The following is a 22800-nucleotide window of genomic DNA, read 5'->3' as shown; positions in this document are numbered from 1 at the left end:
AAAAGTGAGGTCAAATAATGAAAAAAATGCATGTTGAAAGTGAATTTGCACCGTTGCGTTCAGTTGTTTTAGCACAATCGCAATTTTGTTTACCAGATAAATTTGATGAAGCGGATACGACTTTTTTAACAGAGGAAAATGCCCGTTTAACACAGAATAATGAAGGCCGTGATTTAGCAGACTTTGCGCCAGAACTTCAGGTACGCTGGGAAAAAGAAAAAGAAGTCATGCAAGGAGTATTAGAATCTTATGGCGTAGAAGTATTTCGTCCGCGTTTATTGACAACCTATGAAAAAGAACATGGCAAGGAATTGGGCGTAGGATATAGTAACTTCTTTTCAAGAGACCCTTTTTTTACAATTGGCAATCTCTTAATAGAAGGAAACTTAAGATTTCAACACCGTCGACAAGAAATTTTACCAATTCGTCCGATTATTCAGCAGTGGACACAAGAAGCAGAAGGCTATTATTTTGCTGCGCCACAACCTGACATTTCTGAAGGGGCTTTAAGTGAAGCAGGTCCCTTTATTGAAGGCGGCGATGTTTTAGTTCTAGGAAAAACAATTTTTGTGGGCTACTCTGGCTTGGCAAGTAACCTAGCAGGAATTCAGTGGTTAGCCAATATGATTGGTCATTTTGGTTATGAAGTGGTGCCGGTTCGGTTACATCCGCATATTCTCCACTTAGATTGTGCGTTAAGCTTGTTGAGAGAAGGCTTGATGATTGTTTGTGAAGAGGCCTTTTTGGATGGACTTCCTGCGCAATTAGCCAACTGGGAAAAAATTCACGTTACTTTGCAAGAAGCAGCGTATTTAGTGACAAATGGTCTACCGCTTAACGAAGAAACTTATATAACGGACCAATCGTTTACAACTTTAATTCCTCAAATAGAAGCAAAAGGTATCAAAGTTGAGGCAATTGATTACCATGTTTCTAGAATGTTAGGTGGTTCCTTCCGCTGTACAACGCAAGCTTTGATTAGAGAATAGTCAGCGAGTGATTATCAATTTTCGTAAGAAAAAATGTACGTTTTGTCTATGAAAACGATATAATTTTAGTTTTCACTATTTTTTTTAAAAATATTGAGGAAATTTCGATTTAATAAATGCGAGAAAACGTCAAAATGTTAGTGTTTGTTACTAATGTTTTGACGTTTTCTCGCTGTTTTTTTATAAAATTACTACTTTATATGTGAAAAAAAACAATATATTTTTTGAAAATTACGTTTTCAAAGACACAAAAAGTCGTTGGAACCTTGCTGTTATAGTAAATTCATTTTTTTTGCATGAGGTGTTTAAAATTTGAAATCACAAGCAGTCTTTTTTTCGCTATACTTAGTTTACGTTCTACTGAGATAGAAAAGTTTTTCACTTTTTTATTCATTAATTAACCAAGATATAAAGGAGAGAGTAAAATGAAGAAAAAAACATTGGTAACTTTATTTGCAGGAACGGCAATTTTAGGGGCAAGCATCGCTCCTGCAGCAGCACATGCAACAACGACTGGTACAACACCAGCAAACGTAGAAATGACGAGTGGTTCATTACCAGGTGGTAATGGTGATGGAGAAGATGGAAGTACCCAAGAACCAGAACCAGGTACGAATACTAACTTTGATTTGTTATATGTTCCAACAGAATTCAAATTTGCTTCGACAGAAGTTAGTTCTGATTTATCAGCGATTTCATTAGATGCAAATGGTACACAAACAAAACGTTATGCGGTCGGGGATGTTCGTGGAACACAAGCGGGTTGGTCAGTTACTGCAGGCGTTGCTGAAATGAAAAATGGTACTGCTACTTTAGAAGGTTCAATTACCTTTGCGCAAACAGGAGCAGTAGCTAAATACGATGAAACAGCAAAAACATACTCACGTGATGTGGCTGCCTTTGCAGCAGATCCAGGAAGTCCTGAATTTGCTGGAACAACTATTCCAGTAGGTGGAGCAGCTGTATCAATTGCTACAGCTGCAGTTGGTAAAGGTCAAGGTACATGGGATTCTGAATTATCAAATGTAAAATTAAACATTACAACACCTAGTTCACAAATTACAAATGGTGCGTATACAGGTAACGTAACTTGGACATTAGTGGCTGCGCCATAAAAAGTTACTAACGAGAATACTGCATTACTAGAAAAGGAGCTGCGCAGTGGTGCACGGCTCCTTTTCGATACATAGGAGGAACAAATAATGAAGACAATGCGCTGGCTAATCGTCACAGTTTTTATTTGTGTGATGGCATTAAGCATCCCTTCTGCTGTACAAGCAGAAGAAGCGGATGACAACATGAATACAAAATTTACAGTTAAACCCAATATTCCTGAGAATCAAGCGAAAAATACGCAATCCTACTACGATCTCATTGTAAAACCAGGACAGAAACAAGAAGTCGAATTATCTTTAATTAATAAAACAGATGAAGAATTGACGATTGATTTAAATTTGGCGAATGCTGTGACGAATGACAATGGTTTAATTGTGTACAATGATTTCGAGAAAAAACCAGATTCAAGTTTAAAAGTACCCTTGACAACATTAATTAAATTACCTGAGGAACATGTAAAAGTTCCCGCTAAGAAAACCGTAACAGCCAAAATGACTGTCGAAATTCCAGCGAATGGTTTCCAAGGATTAGTTTTGGGTGGTGTTTATGCTTCGCTTGCAGAAGATGAAAAGGAAGAAAAAGGAAAATCAACGGGTTTAACCAGTCGATATGGATTTAATGTAGCAATTGCTTTACGAATGTCAGAAGATACACCGATGTATCTAGCAGAGACTCTTCAATTAGTTAAATTAGTTCCGACCATTGCTTTAGGAAATAAATCGGTCCAAGCGGTTATTCAGAATCCGACATCCGCTATTTTTCCTGAAGTACGTTTAGAAGGAAAAGTAACGAAAAAAGGCGAAACGAAAGAATATGCCAAACGGATTTTACCAAGTGTTCGTTTTGCGCCAAATTCGACGATGAACTTCCATTTAGATTTCGGGAAAGAAGATGTTCGTCCAGGAACCTATATTTTTGAAGGAAAAGCGGTCTTGAAAGAAGATGAACAACAAGTGTGGCCGTTTAAGCAAGAATTTACCATCAGTAGTCAAGAAGCCAAAAAATTAAATAAAGAAGCAGTAGTGAAATTGGTCCTACCGACTTGGTGGAATCAAGCTTTTTATGGCTTGTTAGCTGCAACAATTGTGAGTCTAATTCTAGCTATTTGGCGTTTTACGCAACAGAAAGCAACACTGAAACAACAAGCCTATTTACAACAAGAAAAACAGGCAGCCTTGAAAAATAGACAAGGAGTGCGCGATGATGACAGCGAGAAGTAAAGGGTCACTTCTGGTGATATTAGGAATGCTTTTAATCATCGCCAACGCGAGTCTGACCGCTTCTTCTGAGAGCTTTGCAGAAGAAGCGGGACAAACGAATATTGGTGTGACGTTTTATGGTGGGAAGGAACCGCTAGAAACAGAAGATATCACTAAGTCAACAGAACAGCCAATTACTAACAAAGATAAAAAAACGGCACAACGCCAAGAAGAGATGCCTAAGAAAAATACTGCCAAAACAAATCCCACTAATGCCCAGATGTCCTTACCAAGGACAGGTGAACGAAATAGCAGGTGGCTTTACAGTCTTGGTATTGTCTGTCTGCTCATAGTAATAATAAGTTTCTATTATTTGAATAAAAAAAGGAAAAAAGAAAAATAGATTGCCGTTTCTATAAATAAAATCAATTTGAAAAGGAGGCGTATTGATGGGGATTACGATGTGGATTTGGATTTGTGCCGGCTTGGCCGTCCTTTGTTTTGCTTTATTTTTACTATTCTTAGTAAGTAGCATGAATTTTGTTCATCAAGCAAAGCCCAAGCAGTCTTTAGTAAAACAATCAATGTTTAGTTGGCTGCTTCTGGTGATGTGTGGCGGCTGGGTAGCGGTGGCTATTTTACTGAATATCGCATTACAAACACAATTAACATAAAGAAAACCCGTTGTAAGTTTTTAAGAAACTTGCAACGGGTTTTTGTTAACTTTAAAATAAAGAACGGTACAATTTATCAAAAAAGTACAGTAGACATTTGTACCCAACTTAGATAGAAAATAAAGCGCTACCATTATATGATGATTACAGGAGGAGGACACAGGCTGTGAATTATAAAATAAGTTATCTCCTTGACGAGTATGCAGGGCAAAAAATTGCGCTCTCTTTGGCTCAACAAATAACCGATCTTTCGCAACGAGAATTAGTGACGCAACTTTCGGCAATAGGCGGAGAAGTTCAACAGAATACTGTCAGCATTCCAAGTCTTTCCGCAAATGAATGGGGGAAGCAACTTTTTCAACAACGTCAAGTGATCTATAGCGAAGCAGAAAGACAAGCACTCATTTTTTTACTCACTTATTCAGAGATCGAAGAACTATCAGTTTATCATTACCAAAATTTTTTAGACGTTTCGAAAGGCACTATTTTAGCGGATATCAAAAAAGTCCGACACCAACTAGCAACTGAAAACATTGCTTTATCCTACGAACGAAAACGAGGGTTTTACCTAGAAGGAGATGAATTTCGGATTCGTCGTTTCGGGAAAAATTGGCTTGCCCGCCTCTTACAACAAAAGTCGGGCACCTTTGCTTTATTTTGCTGGCTCAGTCAGCATCAAATGAGCCAATACGCAAAAATGCGTGACGGCATTCAATTAGCCGTCCAGGAAGCGCAGCTTCAACTAGTACCCAGCAGATTGGATGAAATTAGTTACTTTCTTGCTTTTTCTCAAAAAAGATTAGGCAAATATGGAACAGTCGTCTGGCCTGAGAACCAGTTAATTCAGTCCTTACGCGCTTATCCCGTCAGTCGTCGTATTTTAAGTGATTTAGTTGGGCCAGTGGCGAATGTAGAAACTGAGAGTCTTTTTTTCACGATTTGTTTAATGACAGCCTTGCAAGGAGAATTGCGAGATACGAAGTTAGAGTTTTTATTAGATATTTCTGGTGAAATTATTCGGAAAATGGAATTATTGGCCGTCGTTCAATTTGAGCAGCCTCGTGAATTGCTCATGAATGTGTATTATCATCTGGTTCCTGCTTATTTTCGGATTAACTATGGCTTTTACTTGCCGAATGTTTTAATCAAGGATATTCGACAATCGTACCGGTCGCTTTATCATCTTTGTGAACAAGCGTTAGCTCCTTTAGAAAAATTAACGAAACGTTCAATCCCGCCAGAGGAAATCGGTTTTTTCACCATATTATTTGGTGGAGAAATTTTCGGCCAAAAAAATGAGCAACGGCAAGAAAAGCTAAAAGCGCTAATTGTTTGTCCTAGTGGCATCAGTTCTTCGTTGATTTTGCAATCGGAATTGCGTCGGCTATTTCCAATGATTGAATTTAAAGAAACAAATGCGGTGAGGGAAATAGAGAATGTATCTGAAAAAAGCTATGACATCATTTTCTCAACGGTCCCTATTGAAACAGCCAAAAAGGTTTATCTTACCAAGCCCATTATGAGCTCTTTGGAGAAAAATCAATTGATGCATCAAGTCCAATCAGATTGGCTATTGCCAGGTATTTCCATGCCAGATGTTAAAGATATTTTAGATGCGTTAAAACCTTATATTTCCTTAAAAAAAGGAGTCACAGAAGCGCAGTTATATCGTGTCTTGCACCGTAAAATGAACAAAATTTTAGAAAAAGAGGAGGATCTGCGTCCAATGTTATCGGAATTATTAACAACAGAAACAGTCCAAGTCCTGCCTGAAGTTGCAGACTGGCGAGCGGGAATTACAGAAGCTGCCAAGCCGTTATTAAAAAATGGCAGTATTACGGAAAAGTACATTGATGCGATGATTCAAAAAGTCGAATCGTTTGGGCCATTTATCCATATCTGTCCAGACGTAGCATTGCCTCATGCGCGACCAGAAGATGGCGTTAATCAGTTAGGTATGTCATTACTAAAAATCCAAAAAAGTGTCGATTTATTAGAAGGTCCTAAGCATGAAATTCACCTTTTTATTTGTTTAGCTGCTTCAGATAACGAAACACATTTACGGGCCTTATCTAGTCTGACAAAAATTCTATCAAAAAAAGAATCATTACATCGCTTAGTGGCGGCTGAAACCGTTCCAGAAATACTATCAATTATCCAAGAAGGAGAGAAATAAGATGAAGATTTTTACAGTTTGTCAAAGTGGTTTAGGAACAAGTTTTATGGTGCAAATGAATATCCAACAAATTTTAGAGGAAGTCGGTGTTGATACAGATAATTTTCAAATTGATCACACAGATGTCGGGAGTGCCAGTGGCGATATGGCTGATTACTTCTTTGTCGAAAAAACATTGCAAGATGCTTTAGGGTCAATTCCTGATGAAAAAATCATTCCTTTAAATGCGATTATTGATTACGATGAAACGAAGGAGAAAGTCTTGAAAGTTTTAGATGACAATGGCATTGCACATCAATAAGAAGGAGGAAAAACATGGAAACTTTATTGAATTTATTTGTTTCAATTGTTAGCCAGCCAGCGATTCTGGTTTCATTAATTGCTTTGTTGGGATTAGTTTTACAGAAAAAGAAATTTTCTGATGTTGTTCAAGGAACGTTGAAAACATTCGTCGGCTTCTTAGTTTTAATTGGTGGCGCAGGGCTATTGGCGAACTCATTAACGCCCTTTGCGGAGATGTTCCAAACCGCATTAAATACACAAGGCGTGGTACCTAGTAATGAAGCAGTTGTAGCGATTGCCTTGCAACAATATGGGACACCAACTGCTCTGATTATGTTGGTGGGCATGGTTGTTAATATTCTGTTGGCGCGTTTTACACGTTTTAAATATATCTTTTTGACAGGTCAAGCGATGATGTACGTTTCGTGTTTGACAGCCGTTATTTTAGTGGGGGCCGGTTTTAGCGTTAGTTTGCCAATGATTCTTTTAGGTGGTTTATTTGAAGGAACTTTATTAACAGTGACACCTGCTCTTTGTCAGCCCTTTATGAAACAAATTACTGGAAATGATAAAGTGGCAATGGGTCATACAGGGAATATCGGCTATGCGGCAAGTGGCTTTATTGGAAAAGTCTTTGGGAATAAAGAAAAGTCAACGGAAGATATTAAAATTCCTAAAAGTTTTGGTTTTTTAAGAGACTCAACCATCTCAATTATGATTTTGATGTCGATTGTCTATGTGATTTTGGCTTTGCTGGCTGGGACAGGCTATGTCGAGCATGAGTTAAGCAATGGCGAAAATGCGATCATCTTTTCATTAATTCAAGCAGGAACCTTTACGGCTGGTTTCGTAGTGGTTTTACAGGGTGTGCGGATGGTTTTAGGAGAAATTGTACCGGCCTTTCAAGGGATTGCTAAAAAATTGGTACCTAATTCTAAACCAGCACTTGATGTTCCCATTATCTTTCCTTATGCGCCAAATGCTGTCTTGATTGGGTTCTTTGTGAGCTTTATTGTGGGAACTATTTCAATGTTAGCGATGGTTGGTCTGAATACCACCGTGATTATACCAGGCGTTGTTGGGCACTTTTTCTGTGGTGCCGCGGCAGGCGTTTTTGGAAATTCCACAGGGGGACGTCGGGGAGCGATTTTAGGGGCTGCGTTTAATGGCTTATTAATTAGTTGGTTACCGTTATTTATTTTACCAGTCTTGGGTGATCTACAGTTAGCATCCTCAACGTTTGCGGATACAGATTATTTAATCCCAGGCCTATTTTTAGGCAAATTAGGTGAGGCAGGTCCGAGTCTTTTAGTAGGAGGAATCATTGCTTTTGTAGTGGTTGTTCTTTTGGCTAGCGCTGTTTTGACTATGCGGGAGAAAAAAGTCGCCGAAGAAAACTAAGTGTTTTCTTCTACAAAAAGGCAAGTGGGACAGAAGTCAAAACGACTTCTGTCCCATTTGCCTTTTACCATTGTTCTTGGATAAATTGTGCAATTTGTTTCCGCGCTTGTCGTCCTTCTGGCAAGTATTGTTTCATTGCGAAAACGTGTTGCATGCCAGGCACCAATCGGCAAGTATCTTGTGGTCGTGGCCCTAATTGTTTTAAAAATTGGTGATAGGAAGGGCAAAAAACTTCATGTGTGCCGCCCACGAAAAAAAGTGGCGGAAATTTTTGATAATCAAAGGACAAGCAATTTAAAGAAAGCGTGGCGTGATTGGCCGTGTCATCAATCTCTTGGGCAATTAATTGTAAATAGTTCATGCCAATCATTTTGTCCTTTTTTTGATAACTTTTGGCAACGGGAATGTCTAAATGTCCATCTAGCCAAGGAGAAATTAAAACAGCAGCTTTGGGTAATCGTTCAGGGAAATCGATGGCTAAATTCTGCAATACGTTTAAAACCAATGTGCCACCAGCAGAATCACCTAATAAAATAACATCTTCGGGATCATAATGCTGTAAAATTTCTTGGTAAGCAGCATAGCAATGATTATAAATATCAGCAAAAGACTTATTTGGTGCTAATGGATATACAGGGATAAAATAATCTGTTGCAAAAGAGAGATCTTCAATTAGTTTATAACTAAAGTCTAATTGGCTATAGGCGAGATTCAATGTAAAGCCCCCACCATGCAGGTACAGTACAGCTTTCTTGGTAGGCGCAATAACGGAGTTTGACATGCGATACATCGTAGGAAATTGAGTCATTTCTTGAAGAGGAAAAAGATGACGTAAATGTTTTGGCAAAGTTACTTGTTCATTTAATGATCGTTGCCAATGATAAAAAGCCTTGGTGACTTTCGGATTTCGTTCAAGGCGAGCAATTTGGGAAAGACGTAAAGAATCTTCAAAAAGACAGGCTTTTAAGGATTTTTGACGAGAACGTGCGTGAAACAAATATGCGCTAGCTAACAACAAACCAATCGATTTCTTTTTCAATTAAGGCCCTCCATTCAGCAAAAAGTAAATCATTTTTTCTACAGTATAACATTTTAAAAGTAGAACAACGAAATTTGTTGAAGGGATGAAAGGACGGTTTAAACGAATGTACGTATTTATTTGTGGTTGCGTAAAGTAAATGATTGTAGTAAATTAAATGAGATTAAGAGGTCCGGTGAATGGGCGCGTTCACGGCAAGGAGAGAAGTAGGATGACAAATAAAAAGGTTACAATTAAAGATGTTGCCAATGACTCAGGTGTCTCCATTACTACCGTTTCACAAATTTTAAACGGGAATGGGGCACGGTTTAGTGGGAAAACGGTCGAAAAAGTATTGGCTGCAAAAGAGCGATTAAACTATCAACCCGACTATTTTGCGCAACGTATGGTGATGAAAAAAAGTAAGACAATTGGCGTAATCGTACCTGATATTACCAACCCATTTTTTGCGCAATTGATTCGAGGAATTGAAAGTGTTTTATACAAAGAAAATTTTATACTGATGTTATGCAATGCGGACCAAGATGTTACAAGAGAACATGAATATTTAACAGAGTTGATTCGTCGCAGTGTCGATGGCTTTGTGATTGCAAGTTCTGAAATTTCCAATCAAACGATTAATGAAACGCTACGTGCGAAAAAGATTCCGTTTATTGTACTTGACCAAAAAAAAGCAGAAGGCTTTAGCGACGCTGTTTTGACAGACGATTATAGAGGTGGGCAACTAGCAGCAAAGCATTTACAAGAGCAACGACATGAACAGGTCGTCGTGGTAATGCCACCACATGCGCCAGTCAATATTCAGCAACGGTTAAAAGGTTTTTGTTCTGTTTATACGGAAAAGATCCAGTTGATCGAAACAGAATTATCAAAAACCGGCGGCTACCAAGCTGTCCCCGAAATTTTAAAAACAGAGAGCACCGGAATTTTTGCTATCAATGATGAAATTGCTTTTGGTTTATATCGAGGATTAGCAGAAGCGGGCAAAAAAATTCCTGAGGATTATAGTATTATTGGTTATGACAATGTTGATATGTGCGAGTATGTTTCGCCGCCGCTAACAACAATTGCTCAACCTGTTTTTCAATTGGGGCAAACTACGGCGACTTTATTATTGGAAAGAATCCATCAGCCTGCAAAAGATTGGGAGGAGCAAACCTTGCCTGTCCAACTGATTGAACGATTTTCGACAGCACCCTTGAAATAGCTTTCAAGGTGTGCTATATTTTTGTTGTGGAATTAAAACGTTTTACTAAAACGTTTTAATTGGAATGAAAAAATAAATTTTATTGAGGTGGATGAAAATGAACGCGGTTACAATTATCGGAAGTATCAATTTAGACACAACATTAAGAGTCAAAGAAATGCCAAAACCAGGCGAAACAATTCACGCCATTGAACATTTTACAGCGGGTGGTGGTAAAGGAGCAAACCAAGCAGTCGCAGCGAAACGTTCAGGCGCAGAAACATATTTTATTGGTGCTGTGGGAAATGATGGCGCTGGAGCTATGATGACAGATTTAATGAGTCAAGATGAAATTAATTTAACTGGGGTCACCACTTTAGAGAAAACAGCTACTGGCCAAGCCTTTATTATGGTAGATAACGCTGGTGAAAATAGCATTATGATTTACGCGGGAGCCAATAACGCCTTTACGCCAAAACAAGTCCAGGAACATCAAGAAATTATTGAAAAAAGTGATTTTGTGATTGCCCAATTTGAAAGTGCGATTGATAGTACGATTGCAGCGTTTAAAATTGCTAAAAAAGCAGGCGTCAAAACGATTTTAAATCCCGCACCTGCGTTAGAACAAGTTCCTGAAGAATTACTAAACGTTACAGATATGATTGTACCAAATGAAACAGAAACCGAAATTTTAACAGGCATTAAAATCACAGATGAAGCGAGTATGCGTAAAGCCGCAGAAGCACTTCATCAATTAGGGATTGAAGCAGTAATTATTACAGTAGGTAGTAAAGGCGCCTTTTATGACGTCAATGGACGAAGTGGTATTGTGCCTGCTTTTAAAGTGAAAGCGGTTGATACAACGGCTGCTGGCGATACTTTTATTGGCGCATTAAGTAGTATATTAGAGAAAGACTTTAGCAATTTGGAAGAAGCTATTCGTTATGGAAACAAGGCATCCTCGCTGACTGTTCAACGTTTTGGAGCCCAACCTTCGATTCCTTATCAACACGAATTGGCAGACAAATAAAAAGGAGCGAGCGACATGAAAAAAACAAAAGTTATTAATTCAGATATTTCCCGCGTCATCGCACAAATGGGTCATTTTGATAAATTAAGTATTGGTGATGCAGGCATGCCTGTGCCTCGAACTACAGAAAAAATTGATTTAGCAGTTACTAATGGTGTCCCTAGTTTTATGGAAGTTTTAAACAATGTTCTTGAGGAATTGGCAGTTCAACGGATTTATTTAGCAGAAGAAATTAAAACAGAAAATCCTGACATGTTGGCAGCAATTGAAACTCGTTTACCAGAAACTCCCATCAGTTTTATTCCTCATACAGAAATGAAACAAGAATTAAACAACTGCCATGCATTTATTCGGACAGGGGAAATGACCCCTTACGCAAATATTTTATTAGAAAGTAACGTTGTCTTTTAAACGAGAGAGGGGAAATAGAGATGAATGCGACTGCATTATTAATCGGTTTAGGACCGCTTCTAGGTTGGGGGCTTTTCCCAACAATCGCTTCCAAAATTGGTGGTCGTCCAGTGAATCAAATTCTCGGTACCAGTTTAGGAACATTAATTTTTGCCGCTATTTTTTCAATGATTAATGGTTTAGCTTTTCCAACGGGCATGGATTTATTCTTTTCAATTTTATCTGGTGTCGGTTGGGCCTGTGCGCAAATCATTACATTTAAATGCTTCACTATGATTGGTTCATCCCGTGCCATGCCAGTAACGACCGCGTTCCAACTTTTAGGTGCTTCTCTCTGGGGTGTCTTTTTCTTAGGAAACTGGCCAGGTGCGACAGCCAAATTGTTAGGCGCATTTGCCTTAGTGTTAATCATGATTGGTGCCAAAATGACGGTCTGGTCGGAAACGGAATCCGCTGAGAGTGCTGGGATTATGAAAAAAGCAGTTCTTCTATTAGCTGTTGGTGAAATCGGCTATTGGGCGTACTCTGCAGCACCACAAGCGACGGCAATTGATGGCATGCATGCCTTTTTACCACAAGCAATAGGCATGGTAATTGTGGCAGTTATTTATTCAGCAGTTGTCACTATTAAGGGTGGGGAAACATCCCCATTTATAGAATCCGTTTCTTACAAACAAATTTTTTCAGGCTTTTTCTTCGCCTTTGCAGCGTTAACTTATTTAATTTCAGCGCAGCCAGATATGAACGGCTTGGCAACGGGCTTTATTCTATCCCAAACATCAGTTGTGCTTGCAACGTTGACAGGTATTTGGTTCTTAGGTCAAAAGAAAACAGCCAAGGAAATGACCGTAACGATTATCGGCTTAGTTTTGATTTTGGCAGCAGCTACGATCACAGTGATGATTTAAAAAAGTATTCAACGACCTATTATTCAGGGCGTTGAATACTTTTTTTTATTTGTTCTAAAAATAATGCAGCAGCTGTGGAAAGAACCGTATTTTTGCGCCAAATTAAACTAATTTTGGCTGTTAAAGCAGGATATAGCGGGATAAAACGTAAATTTGTTTGCTTTGTTTCTAGAATACCATCAATGCTTAGGGCGCTACCTAGCCCAGCTTCTACCATCAGTGAAGCGTTGTAAAGTAAGTTGTAGGTCCCAACGATTCGGAACTGATCTAGACTTGCTTCGAGCCAATCAGAGAGTTGGCTCGGAACTTGTGCTTGTCGAGAAATAAATAAAGGTTCTTCTTTTAAATCGGCTGCAGTAATAACATTTTTAGTGGCTAAGGGATGGTCCTTTGCAGTAATTAAGCCCCATGTATCTACAACTGGTAATGTTAAATAGCTATATTTTTGTTTAGGTGCAGGCTCAATAATTAAACCAAAATCTAATAATCCTTTGTCTAGCCGTTCTATTACATCATCTGCATTCCCGCTGTATAAATGAAGGTGAATATCAGCTGAGTGCTGGCTTGTTATTTGTTGTAGTGCATTCGCTAAAAAAGACATAGCTTTTGTTTCGCCGCCACCAATCGTGATTTCGCCATTAATGAATTCATTTTGCGACAAGTTGGTGACTGTTTTATTCGCTAAGCTTAAAATATCTTGCCCTTGTTTAGCTAAATATTCTCCTTCAGGTGTTAATTGTATTTGTCGATTTCCTCGTATAAATAATGTCACGCCTAATTCTTCCTCTAATTCTTTTAATTGCTTAGATAATGTTGGTTGTGATACATGCAATTGTTTGGCTGCGCCACTAATCGTTTTTTCTTGGACCACTGCTAAGAAATAGTGAATCACTCGTAATTCCATTACTTTCCCTCCTATAACTAAAACGCATACTTATCTATTTATTATAAGTATTAGACAGAGGAGTTGTCACGTATTACGATAAATTTAGCAAAAGGAGGCGATTAGGAATGCTTACAAAAAATCTCCAAGAACTAATTGCAACAGGTAGCATTGATAAAGATGAACCACTATTTCAACTTATTCATCAGATTCAAGAGGAAAATAGTCGCTATTTAATAGAGTTAAATCAACAAGCCTACACACATAATGAAGTAAGGAATCTTCTTGCCACGATTATCCAAGACAAAATTGACGAAACCGTTACGATTTTATTGCCTTTTTATACAGATTTTGGACGCAATATACATTTTGGTAAAAATATTTTTATTAATCGGGCAGCTATGTTTGTTGATTTAGGGGGCATTATAATTGAAGACAATGTTTTAATTGGTCCGCGCGTTAATCTCTTAAGTGTCAATCATCCGGAACTGCCAATGAAACGGCGAGGTGTATTGCTAGCACCAATTACCATTAAAAAATTTGCGTGGTTAGGCGCGGGTGTCACTGTTTTACCAGGTATTACGATTGGTGAAAATGCTATCGTAGCAGCTAATGCGACTGTAACTAAAGATGTGCCAGCTAACGCTATTGTTGCAGGAACACCAGCTAAAATTATTCGTTGGATTCAGGAAGATAAGGAGGAAATATAATGAAATCATTATCAGAAAAAGTTATTGTTATCATGGGCGCTTCCAGTGGCATCGGTGAGGCAACAGCCCGTTTACTTGCCAAAAAAGGAGCGAAGTTAGTCATTGCAGCACGTCGACAAGAACGTTTAATTGCTATAAAAAAAGAACTTCCTGAAGCAACGATTCTCGTGCAACAAGCAGATGTAACGAAAGAAGAGGAAGTTCAGCGTGTAATCAAGCTTACAATGGAAAAATATGGACGAATTGATGTTCTTTTTAACAATGCAGGAGTTATGCCAACGGCGCCTCTTATTGAAGCACCAAAAGGAGAATGGCGTCAAATGCTAGATATTAATATTATGGGTGTTTTAAATGGCATTGCGGCAGTTCTTCCAATTATGGTTGAACAAAAATCAGGGCAGATTATTGCTACTGATTCTGTGGCAGGACATGTCGTTTATCCAGATTCGGCTGTCTACTGTGGAACAAAGTTTGCTGTTCGAGCAATTATGGAAGGATTGCGACAAGAACAAAGAGAGAATAACATTAAATCAACGATTATTTCACCAGGTGCTGTACAAACAGAACTTTATCAAACAATTTCTAATCGAGTAGTAGCTGAAACGTTACATCTAGAACAGTTAAGTTGGGGCTTAAAGGCGGAAGACATTGCGCAAGCGGTGGTCTTTGCCATAGACACGCCAGATCGTATGTCAATCAGTGAAATGGTTGTTCGCCCGACCACACAAACGATTTAATTTAAAAAGTATTCCTAGAAAGGAATACTTTTTTTAAATCGTGATTGTTCGTTTTTTACAGAATTTAGAATTTGATATTTACTTATTTGTTGGTTTATTATATGATTAAACACGTTGTTTCATTAATAAATTGAATATTTTACGAACATTGTAAGATGTTTAGATTTTAGGAGGACGGAACATGAAAGAAAAAATAAGTTCATATTTTGAACTTGAACAATTGAATACGAATATGAAACGAGAAATGTTAGCTGGTTTCACCACATTTATCTCAATGGCGTATATTTTGTTCGTTAATCCAACCGTACTTGGTGCTTCTGGCATGGACGAAGGCGCTGTTTTTACTGCCACCGCTTTAGCGAGTGCCTTAGGTTGTATTTTAATGGGTGTGTTGGCGAAATATCCGATTGCGACAGCACCAGCTTTAGGAATTAATGCATTCTTTGCTTATTCAGTCTCTGTTGGTATGGGGATTCCTTGGCAAACGACATTAGCAGGCGTTTTTGTGGCTTCATTGATATTTATTTTAATTACAATTTTTAAATTACGCGAGCTAATTATTGATGCAATTCCTGCAGACTTGAAATTTGCCATTTCAGGTGGGATCGGGTTGTTTATTGCTTTTCTTGGTTTAAGCCAAGGTGGCTTAATTGTGGCAAATGATGCGACACTCGTTGGCTTAGGACCTTTGAATGTTGGTTCAACGTGGGTCACCATTGTCGGCTTAGTCGTAACTGCAATTTTGTTAGTTCGTCGAGTGCCGGGTGGTATTTTTATTGGAATGGCGATTTCAACGATTGTTGGTTTAGCGACAGGCGTTATTCCAATGCCTGATAAGATTATTTCAAGCGCGCCAAGTTTAGAACCAACATTTTTAGTGGCGTTAGGACATGTGAAAGATATCAATACGATTCAAATGTGGGTCGTGGTTTTAACGTTCCTATTAGTAACATTCTTTGATACGGCTGGTACGTTGGTGGGCTTAGCCAATCAAGCAGGTTTTATGAAGGACAATAAAATGCCGCGTGTGGGGAAAGCTTTAGCCGCTGATTCAACAGCGATGTTAGCTGGTTCTCTACTAGGGACATCGCCAGTTGGCGCATATGTCGAATCATCTGCGGGGATTGCTGTGGGTGGTCGTTCAGGAATCACAGCTATTACAACCGGGATTTTATTTATTTTCAGCTTGCTATTTTCTCCTTTGTTAGCAGTTGTCACTTCGCAAGTTACAGCACCAGCGTTGATTATTGTTGGTGTTTTGATGGCACAATCCTTAAGCAAAATTAAATGGAACGAAATGGAAATTGCAATCCCTTCCTTCTTAATCTTGTTAGGAATGCCATTGACATATAGCATTTCAGATGGGATTGCCTTAGGCTTTATCTTCTATCCAATTACAATGATTGCGGCAAAACGCGGGAAAGAAGTTTCGCCAATTATGTATGGCTTGTTCTTTGTTTTTGTCGGATTCATGTGGATCCTGAATGCGCAATAAGCAAGAGAGAAAGTTATCAAATAGTTGATTCATAAGACAATGAACTTATGAATCAACTATTTTTTTTCGACTAAGCACTAGAAAAACGCCCCTTATTTGATGTATAATTTGCAAAGACATTGACCTGTGAAGATACAGGAACAGAGAGGAATTAATTGAGTGAAATATACAGAAATTATGGTTTTAGGTAGTAATTTCTATTGAAATGTATTGAGAATACTGGTTTTTAATGTCTTTTTTCGTATAGTAAATAAGTTCAAAAAGCAATGATTGTTAGCTCTTGTGTTAGCAGTTGTTGCTTTTTTTAATTGGAGACAATGTAATCTATGGAAATCAATTACTATTAAAAAAACTTGAAATATGTTAAGTGTTTTTACCGACAAACATTAATAGAAATTCTATCTGATAACATAGAAAATTACGTTGAATTTCAGATAATATAGAGAATCAAGTCTCTGTATAGGAGCAGAATAAAATACAAAAAATACTTTCGTAATTAAGAGTGTTTCATTTAATTTATCAAAGAATATTACCTGTAAATCATCCGTATACGATTGAACAAACATACACCCTGAATGTTTGTTCAATCGTGTATTTTTAGTATGTATAATATTAGGCTGTATTAAATATCTTACAAAATTGATAGATGTTTAAATCTTTTTATCTATTGTATTAGGGCTACGCTTCAAGTATAGTGGTTGATGTTCTAAAATTTTGTTGATTTCCTACTTCGTATTTGAATCCTATCTTTATTGGAATCTTATTTTTGGTATATACAACTCAAAATATAGCTGATAAGAAGGAGAATTTATATGAAACTAGATAAATTAAAAAATCTTGTATTAAGCCAAACGCAATTAAAGAGCTTGGTTGTAGTTTATAATCTGTATCCTAGAGGCAAACAAATGAATGAGTTAGAAAATCTCTGCCAAGTTTCTAAAAATGAATTAAAGAGAGTCCTAAAAGTATTGGATGAAGAAGTCAAAAGCCTTCACTTCTTTGATAAGGTTAACAATATAATAGTAGTTAAAGATAAGTTTGTTTCATTTAATTCTGAAATAAATGAAGCAACTTATACAATGTTGCTTATGCAGTTAAGAAAAAAATATTTACTTTCTTCAAGTGTTTACAAAGCATTGCTATTCGTATTAGAGCAACGCTATTTTTGTTTGCAAGAATTAGCTGATCACTTGTTCTATAGTGATTCTTATACTTATAAAATAATAAAAAGATTGAAAAATTTTTTCTATTACTTAGAAACAGATTTAAAATTAGTGAAAGTTAATAAATCTGATCTTTATATTGAGGGGAGTGAATCTTCTAAAATAATTTTTCACTATTTATTAGTCATGTTGGTTTCCCATGGAAATGATTGGGTATTTCAAGACAGTGAAAAAGAAGCGCTGTTATCTTACCAACCCCCAAAAATTTTAGATAGCTTAGAGCTACTTAGCGACTGTAATAGAGATAAAATTTTGAATCTTTTAGCAATCTATAAAATAACCTCTCACGTTAAGGCCCCCTTACTTTGCCTATCTAAAAATATTATTGAAATAGGTGAACTGATGGATAACGATGGTGAATTTCCATTTTATATAAATCAAACTGTCGACGTATTAAATGATGATCGAAACATTCATTTCTTATTCATGGTTCATTATTTCATACAAGAATTACGTGATAGAAGTCAGAAAATTCTAGTTGGCAAGAATTATACGACACTTGAAGAAAATGAAATTATACAAACGTGTATGTATTTTCTAGAGGATCTAAAACAAAACTTTTCGATATCTCAAGATTGTTACTATGAACTGCTGTATACGTTATGTAAAAGGTTAGTTGTTGTTCATCATTTAGGATTGTACCAGTTTATGTTTGAGAGACATACTGTAGAATTTAAAGGGGTTGTTGATAGGCGTGTTGAAGTATTATTTGATAAATATTTTTATCGTTATCAAAATGAAACGTCATACGTAAAATTAAAATATAGCCTAATTCCTTTAGTTACTAGTTATGTGAAGTTAGCTGTGGAACAGCCCCTAAAAATATATGTTGAATTCCAACATCATTCAGAAGACAGAATGATTGTTGTGAATGCATTAAAACACAGATATAGTATAAAAATTTTAGAAATAGTAGAAAGTTATGAATTGGCAGATATTATTATTTCTGATACCCCTTCGACCTCATTTAAAGAAAAAACTTATTTTTTAATTCGTCATGCTTTAGATCCTCATACTTGGTGTTCTTCCATCGTTGAATATGTTAACAGCATTTTAAATACTAAATAAATTTAAGCGAAACCTCAATTAATAAATTTGAGGTTTTTTTGTGTATCAATATACAGTTAAACCTTACTAGTTATCACAGAAGACTAGTCTTTCGACTTAGACTATCAGATAGGTTTTTATCCAAAAAGTAACAAAATTAAAAAAACAAGATAAGACTTTAGTGAAAAAAGATGCTATTTTTTTTGTGAGATATCAGTGTACACATAATCATCTATTTATTTAGGCAACTGTTTGATAAAGGATAAAGATTCATATACCAAGTAAATAATAAGTCAACACTATGATTTTAGGCAGTTACTATCATTAAATACTGTATCTCATAAGGATAAATAGGTGTATACCAAACATATATGTCCAGTGTGTAAGCACAAAATATTACTCTATCCATAGTAGATGTATAAGAAAATTCCCCCTATTTTTATTTTTGAAGCAAGTACAAACTGACATATGTGTTTGGTTATCTTATTAAAGTAAAGGAGGAATAAAGTAAGTTACACACGAAAAAGTCATTATGTGTAGCGAACAACTATGCTATGACAGACAAGTTATTTTGAGGATAATTCTTGTCCATACAAAGAAAGAGTGAAAACCATTTAGCACTTTTAAAAGACAAACAAAACAGGAGGAGAAATATACGTATGAAAAAACTATTTTTAGGAACTAGTTTACTTATTACTTCGCTTTTTGTTAGCGTTCAGATCACACACGCGGAAACGAAAAGTGAAGCAGAATCAAAAAGTACAGTAAAGACAGTTGCAGGTGAAACTACTGAACCGACACCCCCAGTAGATCCCACTGATCCGGAAAAACCAAATCCAGACCCAGAAGTACCTGGTACAGGAAACACTGGACCACTTACAATAGACCATGTTTCTAACATTGAGTTTGGAGAACAGGAAATTAAAGAGAAAGAAGCCGTTTATAATGCAAAGACAGAACATCCTTATGTACAGGTAACCGACCGGCGAGCTACTGGAGCTGGCTGGACACTAAAAGCCTCTATTGATGAGTTTAATAATGAAGATAAGACAAAAACGTTAAAAGGAGCAGAACTTTCTTTAAAAAACGGGACCATCAAATCAACAAGTGGAAACGTATCTGAAAAACCTCAAGGATATGATGTTAATTTAAACAAGGATTTGCAAGTAATTATGAAAGCAGAAACGGATCAAGGTATGGGGACTTGGCTAGATGTATTTTCTGGAACAAAAGATAATAATGCAAATGTCCGATTAAAAGTCCCTGCTGGATCAGCGAAAGCTAAACAAAGTTACTCAAGCGTTATCCGTTGGGAGTTAACCGACGCGCCTGCCTAATATCAAGTAGGTTTTCTAAAGCCAATAACTAGTTATTGGCTTTAGAGAGTAATTACATACATCATATAAAATTAGTAAGAGGTGAATCAACTTGAAAAAATTATCTATACTCTTATTTATGTTAAGCGTGTTTTTAGTCAAAGAAAATGTGTACGCTACCGATGCACAACAAAAATCAAATGCTGAAAGTCAAGTTACAATCACGTTTATAGAAAGCTCAGAAAAGCAAGAACAGTCGAAAAGAAAAGATTCTGAGAAAATGGCTTTAGATAGAAGTTCAAAAACACTTTTGCCTAGTGCAGGTTCAAAAATAAGTGGGCTATTATTTATAGTGGGTATGTCAGCATTTTTTCTAAATGCTACTATTCTATCAATGAGAAGAAAACATAGGAGGAATAACTTATGAGAAAAATCATCTATTCGCTCTGTATCATTTGTTTTATCGCAATATTACCGTCCGATGGAGCCTATGCAGCGGATATGGCATATAGTGTCAAGGCAAACTTGCCAGAAAATCAGCGAAACAATGAACATACGTATTTCGATTTATTCATGAAACCTAAACAAAAGCAAACAATCAGCATTACCTTTGAAAATCATTCAGAAAATCCAATTGAACTAGAAGTGAATTATGAGTCAGCACAAACGAATGACAACGGTGTTATTGATTATAAAGGAACAAAAGAAAAAAAAGATAGCAGTTTAGCGTACGATTTAAAAGAACTTATCACAGGTGACCAAACCGTAAAGTTGAATAGTAAAGAAAAGAAAGAAGTACTGTATACTATCACAATGCCTGAACGCAAATTTGAGGGAATTCTTTTAGGTGGTTTCCATATTCATAAGAAAGACAAAGAAGCTTCTACGAATCAGAAAGTTCAAATCAAAAATGACTATTCTTATGTCATCGGGTTACAGCTGACAGAAACAGAGCAAAAAGTAACGCCAGAATTAAAACTAAACACAGTTGAGCCTGGTTTAGATAATTATCGTACAACATTGTTTGCGAATCTTCAAAATATTACTGCAACAATGATTACAGATATGACTGTTACCGCTGAAGTTTATAAAGAAAATGGTGCGGAAGTCCTTCATAAAACGGTTAAAAACAACCAATCAATGGCTCCAAATTCAAACTATGACTTTCCAATTTCATGGGATAATCAAGCATTCCAACCAGGTAAATATAGATTGAAATTAAATGCAGTTGATAAGGTAGGTCACAAGTGGTTGTTTAATAAAGATTTTGAAATAGAAGACAACGTAAAAAAATATAATGAAGAAGCAGTCAATATAAAAGATCAAACTAATAAAAATGACTATGTAATTTATGTTTTAGCTTTAGTGCTTATTTTTACTGTAGGAATTATTATCTACTTATTGTGTAAGATAAATCGAAAGTGAGGTAGACATTGATTGTATGAAAAAAAGGATATATTACTTCTATATAATACTGATTTCCCTGACTTCCTTTATCAATCAGGAACGGATAGCCTTTGCGGAAACAGCAAACACACCAACTAATGAATTTCTTAATAAAAAAGAGGATAAAAGAAGTATCAAGGCAAAAGATAGCGAAATATATGCGGGGGATCTATGGAATCCTAAGGATAACTTTGTTAGTGCAACAGACGAAGCTGGAAATCCTCTTTATTGGGGAAATTCACAGATTGCTGTAAATACCTATAGCTTTGATCCAAACACTGTAGGTTCATATCAGATCCTCTATTATTTTAGCTATACTGATATTAGAAGCGCGATTTATATAAAGGTAAAACCAAGCATCGAGGCAAAAGATAGCGAAATATATGCGGGGGATCTATGGAATCCTAAGGATAACTTTGTTAGTGCAACAGACGAAAATGGAAATCCTGTTTATTGGGGAGATTCACGTATTACGTGTACTGGTACTGTTGATGTATCCAAACCCGGTATTAATGAAATTGAATATAGGATTACTAGGAATGAAAATGTAATACGTTCTACAGCTAAAGTAAGAGTAAAAGAAGATAAATCAAGCATCAAGACAAAAGATAGTGAAAAATACGTAGGGGAACGATGGGATCCTAAAGAAAACTTTGTTAGTGCGACAGACGAAGCTGGAAATCCTGTTTATTGGGGAGATTCACGTATTACGTGTACTGGTACTGTTGATGTATCCAAACCCGGTATTAATGAAATTGAATATAGGATTACTAGGAATGGAAATGTAATACGTTCTAAAGCTAAAGTAAGAGTAAAAGAAGATAAATCAAGCATCAAGACAAAAGATAGTGAAAAATACGTAGGGGAACGATGGGATCCTAAAGAAAACTTTGTTAGTGCGACAGACGAAGACGGACATTCTGTTCCTTGGGAAGACCCGCGAATTATTAAAAATGGCGCAAGTATTGATACCTCTAAACCAGGTATTCATAAAATGAAGTATACTCATAGAGGAAAAGTGAAAGATATAGATTCTGAATTTACAGTAACTGTGAAAAAAGAAGCTTTTACAATAAAAGAGGTACCTTTTTTTGACTTTGAAGACCATATTCTTGCATCAACAAATAAATCAGTAGTTAATAAGAAAGAAAATCCAATAATAGAAGTAGAAACTCCTTCAATCGAAGGAAAAGATTGGCAATTACAAGTTGAACTATCTCCGTTTCTAGATAAAGAAAATAGTAATAGTATTTTGAAAGGAGTGAGCTTGTTTATTCCGAAGGGAAAACTAGAATCTGATTTAGAAACAGAGGAGCCTAATCAATATGACTGTCAATTAGAAGCAAATGGAAAAGCGAGTATTTTAATGCATGGAACGAAAACAAAAGGTAAAGGTCGTTGGAAAAATAAGTTGGAAACAAAAGGAATAACCTTGTCTATTCCACCAGAAAATAAAACAGGTAATTATGAATCGACATTACATTGGACACTATTAGATGTACCTGGATAAAGTGTTAATGGCGACTTGGTGT

General features: G+C 36.6%; 22 protein-coding genes. 20 read left to right on the top strand and 2 right to left on the bottom strand.

What is annotated here, in order from left to right; genetic code table 11:
- The first annotated feature begins 17 nt into the window (after positions 1 to 17).
- The 8 genes from AB3I34_RS11870 to AB3I34_RS11835 all read left to right on the top strand — a co-directional run bounded on the left by AB3I34_RS11870 (position 18) and on the right by AB3I34_RS11835 (position 7837).
- The gene (locus tag AB3I34_RS11870; RefSeq protein ID WP_081115996.1) at positions 18 to 989 is read left to right on the top strand and encodes a dimethylarginine dimethylaminohydrolase family protein; all 972 of its coding nucleotides are present in this window, start codon (positions 18 to 20) and stop codon (positions 987 to 989) included.
- Between the two features lie 425 nt (positions 990 to 1414).
- A complete protein-coding gene (locus AB3I34_RS11865; protein ID WP_002355089.1) occupies positions 1415 to 2104 on the top strand; it encodes a WxL domain-containing protein in 690 nt (229 codons plus the stop codon).
- Between the two features lie 87 nt (positions 2105 to 2191).
- Positions 2192 to 3325, top strand: a complete 1134-nt coding sequence (locus AB3I34_RS11860) for a DUF916 and DUF3324 domain-containing protein (RefSeq protein WP_002397621.1) — start codon at positions 2192 to 2194, stop codon at positions 3323 to 3325.
- Entirely contained in the window at positions 3306 to 3707 is a 402-nt protein-coding gene (locus tag AB3I34_RS11855; protein ID WP_010712835.1) for an LPXTG cell wall anchor domain-containing protein, read from the top strand. The genes AB3I34_RS11860 and AB3I34_RS11855 overlap by 20 nt, the downstream gene beginning before the upstream one ends.
- Before the next feature lie 46 nt (positions 3708 to 3753).
- The gene (locus AB3I34_RS11850) at positions 3754 to 3978 is read left to right on the top strand and encodes a hypothetical protein (RefSeq protein WP_002375698.1); all 225 of its coding nucleotides are present in this window, start codon (positions 3754 to 3756) and stop codon (positions 3976 to 3978) included.
- A 166-nt stretch (positions 3979 to 4144) separates the two neighbouring features.
- Positions 4145 to 6154: a transcription antiterminator gene (locus AB3I34_RS11845; RefSeq protein WP_368027852.1), complete on the top strand. Its 2010-nt coding sequence runs from the start codon at positions 4145 to 4147 to the stop codon at positions 6152 to 6154.
- Between the two features lies 1 nt (position 6155).
- Positions 6156 to 6455 (top strand): PTS sugar transporter subunit IIB, encoded by a 300-nt coding sequence (locus AB3I34_RS11840; RefSeq protein ID WP_002355095.1) that lies wholly within the window; start codon positions 6156 to 6158, stop codon positions 6453 to 6455.
- Positions 6456 to 6469: 14 nt separating this feature from the next.
- Positions 6470 to 7837 carry a PTS ascorbate transporter subunit IIC gene (locus AB3I34_RS11835; protein ID WP_002355097.1) on the top strand — a complete coding sequence of 456 codons (1368 nt, stop codon included), beginning with the start codon at positions 6470 to 6472 and terminating at the stop codon, positions 7835 to 7837.
- A gap of 64 nt (positions 7838 to 7901) precedes the next feature.
- Here AB3I34_RS11835 and AB3I34_RS11830 read toward each other — a convergent pair whose 3' ends face one another.
- Entirely contained in the window at positions 7902 to 8876 is a 975-nt protein-coding gene (locus tag AB3I34_RS11830; protein ID WP_010777946.1) for an alpha/beta hydrolase, read from the bottom strand.
- 211 nt (positions 8877 to 9087) lie between these two features.
- Here AB3I34_RS11830 and AB3I34_RS11825 point away from each other — a divergent pair, with 211 nt between their 5' ends.
- The 4 genes from AB3I34_RS11825 (at position 9088) to AB3I34_RS11810 (ending at position 12411) form a co-directional block, all read left to right on the top strand.
- The gene (locus AB3I34_RS11825) at positions 9088 to 10083 is read left to right on the top strand and encodes a ribose utilization transcriptional repressor RbsR (protein WP_085444077.1); all 996 of its coding nucleotides are present in this window, start codon (positions 9088 to 9090) and stop codon (positions 10081 to 10083) included.
- Between the two features lie 91 nt (positions 10084 to 10174).
- A complete protein-coding gene (gene rbsK / locus AB3I34_RS11820; protein WP_002381157.1) occupies positions 10175 to 11092 on the top strand; it encodes a ribokinase in 918 nt (305 codons plus the stop codon).
- Positions 11093 to 11107: 15 nt separating this feature from the next.
- On the top strand, positions 11108 to 11503 hold the full coding sequence (gene rbsD / locus AB3I34_RS11815; RefSeq protein WP_002359153.1) for a D-ribose pyranase: 396 nt from the start codon (positions 11108 to 11110) through the stop codon (positions 11501 to 11503).
- 20 nt (positions 11504 to 11523) lie between these two features.
- Positions 11524 to 12411 carry a ribose/proton symporter RbsU gene (locus AB3I34_RS11810; RefSeq protein WP_010712832.1) on the top strand — a complete coding sequence of 296 codons (888 nt, stop codon included), beginning with the start codon at positions 11524 to 11526 and terminating at the stop codon, positions 12409 to 12411.
- 19 nt (positions 12412 to 12430) lie between these two features.
- Here the strand turns inward: AB3I34_RS11810 and AB3I34_RS11805 are convergent, their stop codons facing one another.
- On the bottom strand, positions 12431 to 13315 hold the full coding sequence (locus tag AB3I34_RS11805) for a LysR family transcriptional regulator (protein ID WP_010712831.1): 885 nt from the start codon (positions 13313 to 13315) through the stop codon (positions 12431 to 12433).
- A 107-nt stretch (positions 13316 to 13422) separates the two neighbouring features.
- Here AB3I34_RS11805 and AB3I34_RS11800 point away from each other — a divergent pair, with 107 nt between their 5' ends.
- The 8 genes from AB3I34_RS11800 to AB3I34_RS11765 all read left to right on the top strand — a co-directional run bounded on the left by AB3I34_RS11800 (position 13423) and on the right by AB3I34_RS11765 (position 22778).
- Positions 13423 to 14004 (top strand): DapH/DapD/GlmU-related protein, encoded by a 582-nt coding sequence (locus AB3I34_RS11800; RefSeq protein WP_002355105.1) that lies wholly within the window; start codon positions 13423 to 13425, stop codon positions 14002 to 14004.
- Positions 14004 to 14741: an SDR family oxidoreductase gene (locus tag AB3I34_RS11795; RefSeq protein WP_010712830.1), complete on the top strand. Its 738-nt coding sequence runs from the start codon at positions 14004 to 14006 to the stop codon at positions 14739 to 14741. Before AB3I34_RS11800 ends, AB3I34_RS11795 begins: the two co-directional genes overlap by 1 nt.
- Positions 14742 to 14922: 181 nt before the next feature.
- Positions 14923 to 16236, top strand: coding sequence for an NCS2 family permease (locus AB3I34_RS11790; protein WP_002355107.1), 1314 nt, complete (start codon positions 14923 to 14925; stop codon positions 16234 to 16236).
- 812 nt (positions 16237 to 17048) lie between these two features.
- Complete coding sequence (locus AB3I34_RS11785) at positions 17049 to 18527, top strand: helix-turn-helix domain-containing protein (RefSeq protein ID WP_085444078.1); 1479 nt, start codon at positions 17049 to 17051, stop codon at positions 18525 to 18527.
- 638 nt (positions 18528 to 19165) lie between these two features.
- Positions 19166 to 19843, top strand: a complete 678-nt coding sequence (locus AB3I34_RS11780; protein WP_085444079.1) for a WxL domain-containing protein — start codon at positions 19166 to 19168, stop codon at positions 19841 to 19843.
- A 91-nt stretch (positions 19844 to 19934) separates the two neighbouring features.
- A complete protein-coding gene (locus AB3I34_RS11775; protein WP_228759708.1) occupies positions 19935 to 20249 on the top strand; it encodes a peptidase in 315 nt (104 codons plus the stop codon).
- Positions 20246 to 21247 (top strand): DUF916 and DUF3324 domain-containing protein, encoded by a 1002-nt coding sequence (locus tag AB3I34_RS11770; protein ID WP_085444080.1) that lies wholly within the window; start codon positions 20246 to 20248, stop codon positions 21245 to 21247. The genes AB3I34_RS11775 and AB3I34_RS11770 overlap by 4 nt, the downstream gene beginning before the upstream one ends.
- Positions 21248 to 21263: 16 nt before the next feature.
- A complete protein-coding gene (locus AB3I34_RS11765) occupies positions 21264 to 22778 on the top strand; it encodes a bacterial Ig-like domain-containing protein (protein ID WP_174091539.1) in 1515 nt (504 codons plus the stop codon).
- Positions 22779 to 22800: the final 22 nt, after the last annotated feature.

Source organism: Enterococcus sp. C102(2024) (genome assembly GCF_040888205.1).
Lineage (GTDB): Bacteria > Bacillota > Bacilli > Lactobacillales > Enterococcaceae > Enterococcus > Enterococcus faecalis.
Note: the sequence above shows the minus strand (reverse complement) of the source record. Positions and strands in the feature narration are given on the sequence as shown.

Bases quoted from the DNA above. Each gene is read 5' to 3' on its own strand.
- AB3I34_RS11870 (WP_081115996.1), top strand. From the start codon at position 18: ATGAAAAAAATGCATGTTGAAAGTGAATTTGCACCGTTGCGTTCAGTT.
- AB3I34_RS11865 (WP_002355089.1), top strand. From the start codon at position 1,415: ATGAAGAAAAAAACATTGGTAACTTTATTTGCAGGAACGGCAATTTTA.
- AB3I34_RS11860 (WP_002397621.1), top strand. From the start codon at position 2,192: ATGAAGACAATGCGCTGGCTAATCGTCACAGTTTTTATTTGTGTGATG.
- AB3I34_RS11855 (WP_010712835.1), top strand. From the start codon at position 3,306: ATGATGACAGCGAGAAGTAAAGGGTCACTTCTGGTGATATTAGGAATG.
- AB3I34_RS11850 (WP_002375698.1), top strand. From the start codon at position 3,754: ATGGGGATTACGATGTGGATTTGGATTTGTGCCGGCTTGGCCGTCCTT.
- AB3I34_RS11840 (WP_002355095.1), top strand. From the start codon at position 6,156: ATGAAGATTTTTACAGTTTGTCAAAGTGGTTTAGGAACAAGTTTTATG.
- AB3I34_RS11835 (WP_002355097.1), top strand. From the start codon at position 6,470: ATGGAAACTTTATTGAATTTATTTGTTTCAATTGTTAGCCAGCCAGCG.
- AB3I34_RS11825 (WP_085444077.1), top strand. From the start codon at position 9,088: ATGACAAATAAAAAGGTTACAATTAAAGATGTTGCCAATGACTCAGGT.
- rbsK (WP_002381157.1), top strand. From the start codon at position 10,175: ATGAAAATGAACGCGGTTACAATTATCGGAAGTATCAATTTAGACACA.
- rbsD (WP_002359153.1), top strand. From the start codon at position 11,108: ATGAAAAAAACAAAAGTTATTAATTCAGATATTTCCCGCGTCATCGCA.
- AB3I34_RS11810 (WP_010712832.1), top strand. From the start codon at position 11,524: ATGAATGCGACTGCATTATTAATCGGTTTAGGACCGCTTCTAGGTTGG.
- AB3I34_RS11805 (WP_010712831.1), bottom strand. From the start codon at position 13,315: ATGGAATTACGAGTGATTCACTATTTCTTAGCAGTGGTCCAAGAAAAA.
- AB3I34_RS11800 (WP_002355105.1), top strand. From the start codon at position 13,423: ATGCTTACAAAAAATCTCCAAGAACTAATTGCAACAGGTAGCATTGAT.
- AB3I34_RS11795 (WP_010712830.1), top strand. From the start codon at position 14,004: ATGAAATCATTATCAGAAAAAGTTATTGTTATCATGGGCGCTTCCAGT.
- AB3I34_RS11790 (WP_002355107.1), top strand. From the start codon at position 14,923: ATGAAAGAAAAAATAAGTTCATATTTTGAACTTGAACAATTGAATACG.
- AB3I34_RS11785 (WP_085444078.1), top strand. From the start codon at position 17,049: ATGAAACTAGATAAATTAAAAAATCTTGTATTAAGCCAAACGCAATTA.
- AB3I34_RS11780 (WP_085444079.1), top strand. From the start codon at position 19,166: ATGAAAAAACTATTTTTAGGAACTAGTTTACTTATTACTTCGCTTTTT.
- AB3I34_RS11770 (WP_085444080.1), top strand. From the start codon at position 20,246: ATGAGAAAAATCATCTATTCGCTCTGTATCATTTGTTTTATCGCAATA.
- AB3I34_RS11765 (WP_174091539.1), top strand. From the start codon at position 21,264: ATGAAAAAAAGGATATATTACTTCTATATAATACTGATTTCCCTGACT.